9 protein-coding genes and 2 pseudogenes are annotated in these 12,519 nt (G+C 73.0%); 6 read left to right on the top strand and 5 right to left on the bottom strand.

Annotated features, from left to right (window positions below; all coding sequences use genetic code 11):
- Positions 1–227: 227 nt before the first annotated feature.
- The 4 genes and pseudogenes from ACGFWJ_RS06755 to ACGFWJ_RS06740 form a co-directional block, all read right to left on the bottom strand.
- A complete protein-coding gene (locus tag ACGFWJ_RS06755; RefSeq protein ID WP_392946504.1) occupies positions 228–1,232 on the bottom strand; it encodes a helix-turn-helix domain-containing protein in 1,005 nt (334 codons plus the stop codon).
- 174 nt (positions 1,233–1,406) lie between these two features.
- A pseudogene (locus ACGFWJ_RS06750) lies at positions 1,407–1,541 on the bottom strand (hypothetical protein); the annotation flags it as partial.
- A 118-nt stretch (positions 1,542–1,659) separates the two neighbouring features.
- Positions 1,660–2,619 carry a helix-turn-helix domain-containing protein gene (locus ACGFWJ_RS06745; RefSeq protein WP_392945968.1) on the bottom strand — a complete coding sequence of 320 codons (960 nt, stop codon included), beginning with the start codon at positions 2,617–2,619 and terminating at the stop codon, positions 1,660–1,662.
- A 162-nt stretch (positions 2,620–2,781) separates the two neighbouring features.
- The gene (locus ACGFWJ_RS06740) at positions 2,782–5,517 is read right to left on the bottom strand and encodes a BREX system ATP-binding domain-containing protein (RefSeq protein WP_392945966.1); all 2,736 of its coding nucleotides are present in this window, start codon (positions 5,515–5,517) and stop codon (positions 2,782–2,784) included.
- A 296-nt stretch (positions 5,518–5,813) separates the two neighbouring features.
- On the opposite strand from ACGFWJ_RS06740, the gene ACGFWJ_RS06735 reads away from it, so the two are divergent.
- The 4 genes and pseudogenes from ACGFWJ_RS06735 to ACGFWJ_RS06720 all read left to right on the top strand — a co-directional run bounded on the left by ACGFWJ_RS06735 (position 5,814) and on the right by ACGFWJ_RS06720 (position 9,943).
- A complete protein-coding gene (locus ACGFWJ_RS06735) occupies positions 5,814–6,824 on the top strand; it encodes a hypothetical protein (RefSeq protein WP_392945965.1) in 1,011 nt (336 codons plus the stop codon).
- Positions 6,824–8,176 carry a cytochrome P450 gene (locus tag ACGFWJ_RS06730; protein ID WP_392945963.1) on the top strand — a complete coding sequence of 451 codons (1,353 nt, stop codon included), beginning with the start codon at positions 6,824–6,826 and terminating at the stop codon, positions 8,174–8,176. Before ACGFWJ_RS06735 ends, ACGFWJ_RS06730 begins: the two co-directional genes overlap by 1 nt.
- A 75-nt stretch (positions 8,177–8,251) precedes the next feature.
- Positions 8,252–8,620 (top strand): annotated as a pseudogene (locus tag ACGFWJ_RS06725) (transposase); the annotation flags it as partial.
- A 45-nt stretch (positions 8,621–8,665) separates the two neighbouring features.
- On the top strand, positions 8,666–9,943 hold the full coding sequence (locus ACGFWJ_RS06720; protein ID WP_392945961.1) for a WD40 repeat domain-containing protein: 1,278 nt from the start codon (positions 8,666–8,668) through the stop codon (positions 9,941–9,943).
- Here the strand turns inward: ACGFWJ_RS06720 and ACGFWJ_RS06715 are convergent.
- Positions 9,930–10,226 carry a hypothetical protein gene (locus ACGFWJ_RS06715; RefSeq protein ID WP_392945959.1) on the bottom strand — a complete coding sequence of 99 codons (297 nt, stop codon included), beginning with the start codon at positions 10,224–10,226 and terminating at the stop codon, positions 9,930–9,932. The two genes, ACGFWJ_RS06720 and ACGFWJ_RS06715, sit on opposite strands and share 14 nt — an antisense overlap.
- Before the next feature lie 139 nt (positions 10,227–10,365).
- On the opposite strand from ACGFWJ_RS06715, the gene ACGFWJ_RS06710 reads away from it, so the two are divergent.
- Complete coding sequence (locus ACGFWJ_RS06710) at positions 10,366–10,932, top strand: TetR/AcrR family transcriptional regulator (RefSeq protein WP_392945957.1); 567 nt, start codon at positions 10,366–10,368, stop codon at positions 10,930–10,932.
- A 114-nt stretch (positions 10,933–11,046) separates the two neighbouring features.
- Positions 11,047–12,498 (top strand): DHA2 family efflux MFS transporter permease subunit, encoded by a 1,452-nt coding sequence (locus ACGFWJ_RS06705; protein WP_392945955.1) that lies wholly within the window; start codon positions 11,047–11,049, stop codon positions 12,496–12,498.
- Positions 12,499–12,519 lie beyond the last annotated feature (21 nt).

Raw genomic sequence — 12,519 nt, 5'->3', positions numbered from 1 at the left:
AGCTCGTGGTCCTGACGGTGTGTCATCAGGCTAGGAACGCTCAGGCGGGAATCCTGTCCCCTGGGCGCACGCGCTTCAGTCGGTCCGCGCACGTCGCGCCGGGCCGGCACCCCTGCCGGCGGTCCTGCGTACCGCAGGGCACCGCCGGTGACGCCTCGTCGGCCGCCGAGGGTGCCACCGGGCCCGCGGTCGCGCCAAGACCGCGGCATCCGGACGAGGAGGGGACTTCACCGCGCCTCGCACCCGGAAGCCGCAGCTGGACGGGGCCCCGGGGGGAGACCCGTCCCCGCGCTGGCTCGCCACTCGCTCGGGGAGACTCCGTAGGCGGCCCGGAACGCCCGGCTGAAGTGGCTGGCGCTCACGAACCCCCAGCGGCCCGCGACCGCCGCCACGGTCGCCCGATTCGCCGTCCGGCGGGCCAGGGCCCGACGGCACATGTCCAGACGCTGGTGCTGGATCCAGCGGGCCACCGTCACCCCCTCCAACCGGAAGATCTTGTGCAGGTAGCGCACCGACACGTGGTGGGCGGCCGCGATCCGCTCCAGTGAGAGGTCCGGGTCGCCCAAGTGGCGCAGGATGTGGTCCTTCACTCTGGCCAGCGTGGCGAGGGCCGCCTCGGGCGCGTCCGGGGCCGACCGCCCGCGGCGCTCGTGGGCCAGCACCGCGAGCAGGTCCAGGGCTGTGGTGGCGAGTCGGCAGGCGAGAGCCGGTTCGAGCGAGCCGGCCGACCGGGCCAGGCGCTCCAGATAGGCGGCCACCAGCGCGGCCGTGCCGCCGCCGGTGTCGAAGGCCGTCGCGGTGAGCACCCGCAGATCCTCGTCGGACAGGCTCACCGCCGACCGCGGCCAGTGGAAAGCCGTGAAGGCGAAGCGCTCCGGCAGCTCCTTGGCGAACGGCCGCCGGGCATCGGAGATCGCGAAGCTGCCCGGCTGCAGCAGCACCTGGTGGCCGTCCTGCACGAGCCGGGCGGCGCCCCGGTGCTGGAGCGCCAGCGTGAGGTGGTCCTCCCCGCCCCGGGCGATCAGACCCGCGCTGCGGACGACCCGCTGCGGGCCGGCCTGCACCAGAGAGACCTGCAGGGCGCCCAGACGGTGACTGGTGATGGTCGCGGCGGCGGGCGTGCTTTCGAGCAGGGACACGTCCACCGGGATGAAGGTGCGGGAGACCGCCTCGTGCCAGTACTCGGCTCGTTCGGCGAACGGTAGCGGGGCGGTGTCGAGAACGACGGACATCAGCGCTCCTCGGACGGCGGTAAGGGCGGACCGGACGCAGGCACCGCGCCGCCCTGCCTCGCCAGGAACCCGCGGTGCAGGGCCATGTGCACGGTGTCGACGGCCTGGATCAGTGCGGCCCGGGCGGTGCCGGTTGCCGGTGGGGTGGAGCGCGTCGAGGAGGAGGAAGCCGTGCACGGCACCCTGGTGGCGCGTCGCCACCACCGGGACACCCGCCCCGCGGAGCCTGGCCGCGTATGCCTCGCCCTCGTCGCGCAGCGCGTCGGCTGGAGGTGTCCGGCAGGTCCGTCGCCGCCTTGCCGTACGCACCGAGCCGAGTGCCGGGGCGCCTTCCCGCCCCCGCGCACACGCCGCTCGACCGTACTTCCGGGACGGCTTCCAGCGTGGCCTGTCCGTGCACGGATCGCGGCCACCGGCAAGCGACTCATCACTCGGCCTCCATGGTCCGGAGCGCGCGCCACTCGCTCGGCGAGACTCCGTAGACGGCCCGGAAGGCTCGGCTGAAGTGCGCCGGGTGGACGAAGCCCCACCGCTGGGCGACCGTCGACACCGTCGGCACGGTACGGCCGCGGCGGCGCAACTCCTGGGCGCAGGCGTCCAGCCGGCGCTGCTGGATGAGTCGGCTCACCGTCACCCCCTCGCTCTCGAAGAGCCGGTGCAGATACCGCACGGAGATTTGATGGGCGCGCGCGATCGTCTCGGGTGACAGTTCCGCATCGCTCAGGTGGCGGTCGATGTGCTCCCGCACCCGGCGGACCAGGTGGTCGTTCCGGGGACGGGGCCCGCCGGCCGTCCGTGCGGCGGTCAGCTGGGCGACCAGCGTGCTCAGTAGGTCGGCGACGCTGCCGGCCAGCCGGTCGCCGACCGGGGCGGAGTACGAGTGGGCGGACCCGGCGAGGGTGCTGAGGAAGGGCAGCAGCACGGGCCCGCATCCCTCGGCCGGGGTGACGACCGTCCCCGCCACCCGCCGCAGCTCACGCTCCGGGACGCCCAGCAGCCGGCGCGGCAGGTGGAACAGATGGGTGTGGAAGCGCTCCGGGTAGTCGATGGAGTACGGCCGTGTCGTGTCGTACAGGACGAGCCCGCCGGCCGGCACCTCCGCCCGGCGCCCGTCCTGCTCCAGCACCGCCCGACCCGACACCTGCACCCCGACCCCCACCTGCGGCTCGGTCCGCCGGTCCCGTGCGATCAGCGCCGCCGGCCGGGAGACCCGCGCCGCGTCCGCCTCCAGCGTCGAGATTCGCACGTACCCCAGCCGATGCGACGCCAGATGCCCCTCGATCGGCTGCCCGGCGAGTGGGACCACCTCGACCGGCACCAGCGCCCGCGACAGATCCCTGCTCCAGAACGCCGCTTTCTCGTCGTCCGGGACCGCCGCGGACGTCACCTGCAAGCCCACCTGACCGCCCTTTCGCCGAAACCCTTCGACGTCAGCCTGATCCGCAGGCCGGGAGGCGTGTTAGGTCATCTGACTACCGGGTTTCAGCGGTGCGCCGCAGGACCGACTCGGTGCACGGGAAGCACGGGCCGGCCGCCGCGTCCCGGCGGGTCAGCCGGTACCGAGGGCGCGGGCGAGCGCGGCCCGCGAGGTGATGCCGAGCTTCGGGAAGAGCCTGTAGAGGTGAGCCCCGACGGTACGGGGCGACAACTGGAGCATTCGGCCGATCTCCTTGTTGCTCAGCCCGGTGGCCGCCAGCCGGGCGATCCGCAGCTCCTGGCCGGTCAACCCGGTCGCATCCCGGGCCGCTCCGCCCTGCGACGGTGCGACCCGATCGCCTGCGGCCCGCAGCTCCTCCTCGCATCGCTGTGCCCAGGGGTCCGCCCGGAGGCGACGGAACACCTGGTGCGCCGCGCGCAGCACCTCCCGGGCCCCGGACCGGTGGCGACGGCGGAGCCACGAGCCGTGGGCGAGCCGCAGTCGGGCGAGGTCGAACACCCACTGCTCGGCACCCGGCACGGCGTACGCGGCCCGATAGGCGGCCTCGGCCTCGTCGGCCTCGGTGGCCTCGGTGGCCAGGGCGGTGGCGGCCGCCAGCAGGAAGGCGTGTCGGCCGGACATCCCCCCGGAGCCTGCCGCCCGCCCGGCCGCGACGTGTACCCGCGCCTCCTCGCCCCGGCCGGTGTGCACGGCTGCCGTCACCAGGTCGAAGACCAGCGTGTGGCGCCAGGGCGGGCCGTCCGCCAGCCGCCCGGGCGGGGTGAGCTCGCAGAAGTACGCGTACGCCTCCTCGTAGCGGCCGTGAGCGAGGGCGGCCAGGCCGCGCAGGTGGGCCAGCCGGTCGAGGACGAACCGCATCCGGGCCCGGGTGGCCGCCGGCCTGATCGACCGGTCGACCTCCCGCAGTCCGGCCTCGTCGCCCTGCGCCGCCAGGAAGTGGGCGTAGTACTGGCGGAACATCAGGGCGTTGGTGCGGTAGCCGAGCTCCTCCGCGATCTCGGCCTCGCGCAGGCACTCGGCCGCCCGGTCCCAGTGGCCGAACAGGAAGTCCTGGTGGCACCTGGCCTTCGCCACCGAACCCTGGGTGGCGTAGCCGTGCAGCCCGGTGAAGCGCTGCCACAGGTCGGCTTCGGGGCAGTCGAGCGCCGAGGCCGTCCACAGCAGGAGCCAGGCCGCACCCGCCTCCTGCTCCTCGTTCAGGTCCTCGGTCACCGCCCGCAGCGCGGCGGCCATACCCGGGCCCGGGTGGGTCCACGCGCGCAGGCACAGTCGGCCCGCCTCCGAGACGTGGTCCTGGTGCCGTTCCAGGGCACGCCAGGCCCAGGGGTCGTCCGTGTAGGTGGCGGCCAGGAGCAACTTGAAGTACGCCTGTTCGACCAGCCCACCGAAGGTCTCGGCGCCCGGCGCGGTCAGCGCGTCGAGGGCGGCGGGCAGCAGTACGGCGGAGGACTCGAACGCGACGTGGTGGCTCTGGTCGGCGTAGACCACCGCGTACGCGAAGAGCGGGGCGATGTCCGGCGGGACCGTGCTGGCCTTCAGTTCTTCGACCAGCGCGGCGGTGTGGCGCACCTGCCCGCCGCGGGCCGACATCACCGCGGCCCAGGTGAGTCGGCGGGTGCGGTCGCAGGAGCTGGGGCTGAGGGCGGCTGCGCGTTCGAGCAGGAGCGCGCCCTCTGCGTCGCCGCCGCGCCGGGCAAGGTCGCGGCCGGCCTCCTGCAGTCGGTGCGCGAGGTTCTCGTCGGGCAGCAGCGTGGCGGACGCCTCGTGGACCAGCCGTCGGGGGTCGTCCGGTGCGAGGGCGTCGGACAGGGCCCGGTGCGCTTCGCGGCGCGCGCTGTCGGAGGCTGCGGAGACGACGGCGGTGCGGACCAGCGGGTGCCGGAACACCAGTTGTCCCGCGGGGTCGAGCCGGGCCAGTCCGTCGGCCTCGACCCGTTCCAGGATCTCCCGCGCGTTCTCGCCCGCGGCGGTGCGCAGCCACTCGCCGCTGCTGAAGCCGGGGCCGGTGGCCAGTGCGCCGAGCAGGAGGAGACGGCCGACCTCCGGTGTCGTCGCCCCCAGCCGTTCGGTGAACATCCGCTCCAGCTTCCGCCCGAGCGGCAGCCGCTCCGGCAGGGGAGCGGTTCCCCGCTGCTGTGCGGCCGCCAGTTGGCGCGGCAGCTCCACCAGCGCCAGGGGGTTTCCGGCCGCCTCCGCCAGCACCCGGTCCCTGGCGGGAGCGGCGAGTTCGGGGTAGCGGGTGCCCAGCAGCAGGGCCGCGTCCGTCTGCGGCAGGGCCCGCACGTCGACGGCTTCGGCCGACCAGGCCTGAGCGGCCGGCCCGTCCGGGCGGGTGGCACCGACGATCACCACCGGCAGTTCGGCGCAGCGCCGGTGGAGGAAGGCGAAGACGGTTGCGCTGGAGGAGTCGATCCAGTGCAGGTCGTCCAGGAGCAGCAGCACGGGGGCGGTCCGCACCGTCTCTCCCAGCAGCGCCAGGGTGGCGGCTCCGACGGCGAACCCGCTCGGGGTTCCGGAGCGGCCGTCGAGCGCGCTCTCCAGGGCCTCCCGCTGGTGCGCGGACAAGGCACCGGAACGCTGGATGAGGAGCCAGAACGCCTGGTGGAGGGCCCCGAATGCGAGGTCCGTCTCCGCCTCCGTGCCGACCGCCCGCAGCACGGTGAACCCGCGCTCGCGCGCCGCGCGCTCCACCCAGGCCAGCAGCGTGCTCTTACCGACGCCTGCCTCGCCGCGCAGCAGCACGGTGGACCCGCTCGCACCGTCCACCGCCTGGACCAGGGCCGCGGTCAGCAGTTCCGTCTCCCGCTGCCGCCCGACCAGAACCGGCACCCGCCCGCCGTCCGCCACTCTCGTCCCCCTCGAGTCCGCCGGCCCGCTCCGCGGGCACCCAAGGTTACCGGCCGTCAGAACATCTCGGTTTTACGGCGTGTACGGCTCCCGGTGCGCAGCGTCCTCGGGCTCCGGGGCAGGGCGGGAAGACCGGCGGTGCGCCGAGAGACAACCACGGATGCGCGCACAGTCCATCGCTGTGCCCCGCACCGGACTAGTTTCGGCCTCCTCGCGCAGGCGGGTCGCCCCGCACGCGATCGTCGCCGGGGCACGGAAGCCGGCGGCCACCCACCCAGACGAAGGTCGGCGAAACGATGAGCGAGCTCCGCGCCGGACAACCGCGCAGCACCGCGGACGACTTGTGGTGCCCTTTCCCGTCCCTGACCAACCGACACGCCGACCAGGCGGACCGGCAGAGCCTTACCTGGCTGGCGCGGCACCGGCTGCTGGACGGGCAGCCGCACCGGGCGATGCGGATCGGGCGTCAGCGCAGCGGCCACCTGGCCGCACGGACCAATCCCGAGGTGCCCGCCGACATGCTGCGCCTGCTGTCCGACTGGTACGTGTGGCTCTTCTCCTTCGACGACGGCTACTGCGAGGACCGCGAACGCGGCGCCCGTCCCGCGCCGCTGGCACGGACTACCGCTCTGCTGGCCCGGGTGCTCGACGCGGACTTGGCCGAAGCGGACGTGGCCGAGGCCGGCCTGGACGGACCGGCCCACACCTTCGCCGCAGCCCTGCGGGACATACGGGACCGGGTCGCCGCACAGGCGTCGCCGTCACAGCTGTTCCGCTGGGAGTGCTCAGTCCGCGACTACCTCCACGCCCAGGTATGGGAGGCCGCGAACCGGGAGGCCGGACTGGTGCCGGGACCGGCCGAGTACGTGGCGATGCGTCGGCACGCGGGAGCGACGTACACCTGTCTCACCCTGGTCGACGTCGCGGCGGGCTACGAAGTGCCTTCCGCCGAGGCGGACAGCCCCGCGCTGCGTCGGCTCAGGGACATCACCGCGAACTTGGTGAGCTGGGACAACGACCTTTACTCCCATGCCAAGGAGACGGCCGGCGGCCAGGGCCGCCACAACCTGGTCGAGGTCCTCGCCCTCCACCACCGCTGTTCGTCGGCCGAGGCCCGGAAGTCTGCCATCGCCATGCGCGATGCCGAGATGGCCGCGTTCGTCGAGCTGAGCCGGACCGTCCGCACCACCGGGAGTCCTGCGACAGCGGCGTACGCGCGCGGCCTCGGTCTGTGGCTGCGGGGCCACATCGACTGGTCCCGCAGCAGCTCGCGGTTCGACGCACCACCGCCCGTGGCGAGGCACTGATGTCCGAGGACGACGCCGCGCCCGCCGGGGTGCCGTGCGCTCCGGGCCGACTGCCTCTGCTCGGGCACCTGGTCCCGCTGCTCACCCGCCCCCTGCCCTTTCTCCAGTCACTGGCCGACCACGGCCCCGTGGTGCGGATCCACCTGTGGCACAGGCCGGTTCACGTCCTCACAGACCCCGAACTGGTCCACCGACTGCTCGTCAAAGACGCCGCGAAGACCGAGAAGGGCTTCGTCTTCGACAAGGCCCGCGGACTGCTGGGCAACGGACTGTTCACCTCCGAGGGCGCGTTCCACCTCCGCCAGCGGCGACTGGTCCAGCCGGCCTTCCACCGCGACAGCATCCGCCGGTACGCCACGCTGGCCGCACGGGCGGCAGCGGCGGCGGTGTCGCGCTGGGAGCCCGGACGGGCCGCGCCGATCGAAACGCGGATGCACGAACTCGCCCGGGACATCGTGGTCGAGGCGCTGTTCGCCACCCATCTGAGCCGCGACCAGAAGAACAGGATCGACCGGGCCGTGCCCGTGGTCCTCACCGGATTCGTCCGACGGGCGCTCTACCCCTCGCCGCTGCTGGAGAAGCTGCCCGTACCCGCCAACCGGCGCTTCGATGCGGCGGTCGAGGGCCTGCGCACCGTCGTGGACGAGATCGTCGCCCAGGCCGCCGGCCGGCAGCAGGGCCCGGACGGCACGCTGCTCTCCCTGCTGCTGGCCACCCGCGACGAGGAGACCGGCCTCGCCATGGCACCGGCCCAGGTCCGGGACGAGGCGGTCTCGCTGCTCCTGGCCGGCACCGAGACGACCGCCACCACGCTCGCCTGGCTGTTCCACGAACTCGCCCGGCACCAGGACCTGCAGGACGAGCTGAGCGAGGAGGTCCGCGCCATCGCCGCCGACGGCGTCGTGTCCATGGACGACCTGCCGCGCCTGGAACGCACGGGGCACGCGATCAGCGAGACCCTCCGGCTCCACACCCCCAACTGGATCCTGATGCGCCGGGCAGTGGCGCCGCTCCACTACGGCGGCGTCCTCCTGCCCCCGGGAGCGGAGGTCCTGTTCAGCCCGACCGCACTGCACCGCTCCCCCAAGCTCCACACCGACCCGTTGCGATTCGATCCCGACCGCTGGTCCCGTCCCGCGGATCGTGCCCCGGCCAGGCTGTTCTTCCCCTTCGGCGCCGGCCACCACAAGTGCGTCGGCGAGTCCTTCGCCTGGACCGAGATGCTCGTCATCACCGCAGCCGTCCTCGCCCGCCTACGGCTCAGGCCGGCCACGGCCACCCCGGTCAGGGAGAACGCCACCGCCGCCACCGTCCGCCCGCGCGGCCCCCTCCTCATCGCCGAACCGCGATGAGCGGGGGATGCCCGAAGCCGTCGCCGCGCCACTCGCCGACCACCCACCGCGCCCGCGCCGAACCACCTCAGGTAGTCGATCCGCGCCGCACGGCCCGACGGCGCCCCGATCTACGTGATCCTCGACAACCTGTCTGCTCACAAAGGCGCCGACATCCGCCGTTGGGCGAAGGAGAACAAGGTCGAGTTGTGCTTCACCCCGACCTACGCCTCGTGGGCCAACCCGATCGAGGCGCACTTCGGGCTGCTGAGGCAGTTCACCATCGCCAACTCCAACCACCCCAACCACACCGTGCAGACCCGGGCCCTGCACGCCTACCTGCGCTGGCGCAGCGCCAACGCCGGCCACCGCGACGTCCTGGCCGCCGAACGCAAAGAACGCGCCCGCATCCGAAGCGAGAAAGGCATCCGCTGGGGCGGACGGCCTCTCAAGAGCGCAGCTTGATCCAACCTGGCGGACCTGTCCGGCCGCATCACTAGAGTTTCGGCCATGAGTGACGACGTTCATATGGCCGCTTCGGCTTCGGATCCGTCCGGGGCGGAAGGGTGGTGGACGGACCTGCCATGGCTGGTGAACGCTGATCCGGAGCGGGTTCTGGGGTTGCTGGCTTCCGATGCGGATTCCGATGCGCGACTGATGGCTGCGGTTTACCGGGCGTCGGTGGACGTACACCGGGACGTGCCACCGTGGGTGCGGCGGCAGCTGCTGGCCCTGGACGCGGCCCGGTACGGGGACCGGGAGTTGTCGGCACGGATTGCCGCCGTGTCAGTGGAGGATGCCGACACCGAGCCATGGCAGGTGCTGTGGTCCACCGGCGCGCAGAGTGACCCGCACTTCCAGATGGACCCGTCCGGTCACACCGGCGGTGTTGACGCGGTGGTGACAACCTTCTCGGACGGCCGCCACGTCGTGGTCACCGGCAGCAAGGACCAGACGGTCCGGGTGCGGGACCTTGAGACCGGCCAACCGGTCGGCGGGCCCATGAGCGACTTCAACGGCAGAGTGTGGGCGGTGGCGACGGAGGTCGTGGACGGTCGGCCGTGCGTCGTCACGGCCGGCGACTGGGCGGTACTCGCGTGGGACCTGGCCACCCGCCGGCAGACGGGCGAGCTGCCGGGGATCAACGGTGAGGTGTGGTGTCTGGGCACGGCTGCCGTCCAGGGGCGACCGTGTGCGCTCGCCAGCGACGACGACGTGTCCGTGCGGGTCTGGGATCTGGCCAGTGGGGAACAGGTCGGCGAACTCACCGGACACGACGACTTCCTGATGGCCATCGACACGCTGGTGATCGATGACAGGCCCCATGCGGTGGGCTGTATGAGCGGTGGCAAGGTCTGGCAGTGGGACCTGACCACCGGACAACCGGTCGGGGAGCCCCTGCCGGGCCACGACGGCGAGGCGTGGGCGGTCGCGACAGCGGTCGTCGGCGGCAGAGCCCACGCGATCACGGCAGGTTACGACGCCACCGTGCGCGTGTGGGACCTGGTCATGGGACGGGAAGTCGGCAGGTTGGTCGGCCACGAGGGCACCGTGTCCGCGGTGGTGACCGCGGTGATCGGTGGAGAACTCCGGGTCGTCACCGGTGGTTCGGATGGAACGGTGTGCCTGTGGGAGCTGGCCGCCGGGCGGCAGATCGGCCGGGAGCTGGTGTTTCCCGCGCCAGTCCATGCGCTGACCGTGACCCCGGAAGGCTCGCTCGTGGTGGGCTTCGGCGGCGACGTCGCGGTCCTGTGCCTGCACGCCGACCCTGACTCTACTGGGCCGTGAGCCGTTGGTGCTGTGACCGGATGGTTGCTGGTTCCGCCCCGGCGAGCGGGCCGAAGTGCGCCTCGATCGGCAGCCGGGACGCCCAGACCTCGCCCAGGCGCTCGACGGTCCGCGGGCAGAACGCCTTCTCCGCCCGGGCCGAGGCGATGATCCGGTCGATCCGGCCCGGCGGCTCGATCCGGTCCGCCCGGCACTGCACCAGCAGCACCTCCCGCAGCTGGTCCTCCACCCGTGCGACCGGGCAGACCTCGCGTGTCCACTGCCGCGAGGGAAGACCCGTCATCTCCGGGTGACTGCCGGAGCCCTGTTCGACCACAGGCACCCGTGCCGGAGTCGGCGCGAATGCGGCCACCCCGTGAATCGTCACCGTCCGCGTGGGCGTACTCGTTGACGCCGAAAAGTGTGAGTGGTTGAATACTCACATGAGCAAGGAGCGAGCCCGCCAGTTGTCCACCGCCGAGGTTCGCCGCGAGACGGTGCTGCGCACCGCCATCGGCGCCTTCGCGGCGCGGGGCTACTGGGGCACCACGACGACCGAGGTCGCCAAGGCGGCCGGCATCTCCCAGGCCTACGTCTACCGCCTGTTCCCCAGCAAGGAGTCGCTGTTCGCGGCCGTGGTCGAGCACTGCTTCGTCCAGGTGCGGGCAAGTCTGGAGGGCGGGGCCGCCGACGCCACAGGCAGCTCGCCGGAGGCGGTACTGGAGGCCATGGGCGATGCCTATGCCCGGCTGATCAGCAACAACGACCTGATGCTGATCCAACTGCACGCCCAGGCCGCCGCCGTCTCGGAGCCGGCAGTGCGCGAGGTGGTCCGCCGGGGCTATGCGCGGCTGGTGGAGTACGTACGCGGCGCCTCCGGCGGGAGCGACGAGCAGATCCAGCAGTTCTTCGCCGTCGGCATGCTGTGTCACCTGATCGTCTCGATGGGCGCGGACGAAGCGGACGGGCCCTGGATGCGGACGCTGGCGGCAGGCGTCACGCACTACTGAGCAGGGCGGTCGGCGGGGTGAGCCCCGCCGTCTCTGCGGCTTCAAGAGTGAGTGGCTAACCACTCATATTTTCGGCTCACGAGAGTGAGTGGCCAACCACTCATGGAGGACGGGATGTTCAGGACTTCTGGAACCACGAGAAGCCCCGCGGCCGCGCTCGCGGCCCTGGCCGGGGCCCAGTTCACCGTCATGCTGGCCACCTCGATCGTGAACGTGGCCCTGCCGCAGATCCGCGCCGGCGTCGGACTGTCGGACAGCGGCACGACCTGGGTGGTCAACGCCTACGGCCTGGCATTCGGGGCGCTGCTCCTGGCGGGTGGTCGCGCCGCGGACCTGCTGGGACGGCGGACGGTCCTGCTGGGCGGCCTCATGCTGTTCGGTGCGGCCTCGGTGGCGGCGGGGCTCGCCTCCTCCCCCGGCATCCTGATCGCGGCCCGCGCCGTCCAGGGCATCGGGGCTGCGGCCATCGCCCCTGCGGCCCTGGCTCTGGTCATGGATCTGTTCCCGCCCGGCCCCGGACGGGGCAGGGCGCTGGGGGTGTGGGGAGCGGTCTCCGGCGCGGGCGGCGCGGCAGGAGTACTGCTCGGCGGGGTGCTGACCCAGGCGCTCGGCTGGCGGTGGATCTTCCACGCCGTCGCGATCGGCGCGTTCCTGGTCCTCGCCGCGGCCGCCGCCTTCGTCGCGAGGACTTCGGTGCAGGAGAGCGGGAGGTTCGACGTCCTCGGCACCGCCGCCGTCACGCTCGCACTGACCGCCCTGGTCTGGGGGCTGACCACGGCCCGCCGCTCCGGCTGGACCGACCCACAGGTCCTCGGCGCCTTCGCGGTCGCCGCAGTGCTGACGGTCGCGCTGGTCCTGATCGAGCGCCGCCACCCGAACCCGCTCCTGCCCCCGCGCCTGTTCGGCGCCGGACGCGTCACGGCCGGGAACGTGCTGATGGCCCTGCTCGGCTCGGTCTGGATCGCCCTGTTCTTCTTCCTGCCGCTCTACCAGCAGCAGGTCCTGGGCTCCGGCCCGCTCCTCACCGGCCTCGGCCAACTCCCGCTCGCCGCAGCCAACATGCTCGGCTCCACGCTGGCCCCGCAGGTCTCCCGCCGCATCGGCGCCACCGCCACCGTCACCGCCGCGCTGTTCACCGAGGCAGCCGGCCTGCTGTGGCTGTCGCAGATCAGCGCCCACGGCAGCTACCTCGCCGACGTCCTCGGTCCGAGCATCCTCATCGGCCTGGGCCTGAGCATCGCCTTCGTCCAACTGACCGCGCTGTCCGTCGAAGGCGTCGACCGGCAGGACTCCGGCCTGGCCGGAGGACTGGTCAACACCACGCGCCAGGTCGGCGGCGCGATCGGCCTGGCCGTCCTGGCCACCCTGGCCGGCACCGCCACGGCCCGCGCCGCGACCCACCAGCCCCACCTGGACGCGCTCACCGCCGGCTACCGCACCGCCTTCGGCATCTCGGCCGCGGTCCTGGCCGCCACCGCCCTGCTCGCCGCAGGTCTGACGCGGCGCGGCGGCGCCCCCGCCGCGGAAGCACCCGCCCCCGCCTCGACCACCGCCCCCACCAACTGACCCACCGCCAGACCCGACCCC

Origin of the sequence: Kitasatospora sp. NPDC048407, assembly GCF_043200475.1 — a bacterium.
Lineage (GTDB): Bacteria > Actinomycetota > Actinomycetes > Streptomycetales > Streptomycetaceae > Kitasatospora.
Note: the sequence above shows the minus strand (reverse complement) of the source record. Positions and strands in the feature narration are given on the sequence as shown.

Coding starts and splice junctions, on each gene's coding strand:
- ACGFWJ_RS06730 (WP_392945963.1), top strand. CDS start 6,824: ATGTCCGAGGACGACGCCGCGCCCGCCGGGGTGCCGTGCGCTCCGGGC.
- ACGFWJ_RS06710 (WP_392945957.1), top strand. CDS start 10,366: ATGAGCAAGGAGCGAGCCCGCCAGTTGTCCACCGCCGAGGTTCGCCGC.
- ACGFWJ_RS06705 (WP_392945955.1), top strand. CDS start 11,047: ATGTTCAGGACTTCTGGAACCACGAGAAGCCCCGCGGCCGCGCTCGCG.
- ACGFWJ_RS06720 (WP_392945961.1), top strand. CDS start 8,666: ATGAGTGACGACGTTCATATGGCCGCTTCGGCTTCGGATCCGTCCGGG.
- ACGFWJ_RS06755 (WP_392946504.1), bottom strand. CDS start 1,232: ATGTCCGTCGTTCTCGACACCGCCCCGCTACCGTTCGCCGAACGAGCC.
- ACGFWJ_RS06735 (WP_392945965.1), top strand. CDS start 5,814: ATGAGCGAGCTCCGCGCCGGACAACCGCGCAGCACCGCGGACGACTTG.
- ACGFWJ_RS06715 (WP_392945959.1), bottom strand. CDS start 10,226: ATGACGGGTCTTCCCTCGCGGCAGTGGACACGCGAGGTCTGCCCGGTC.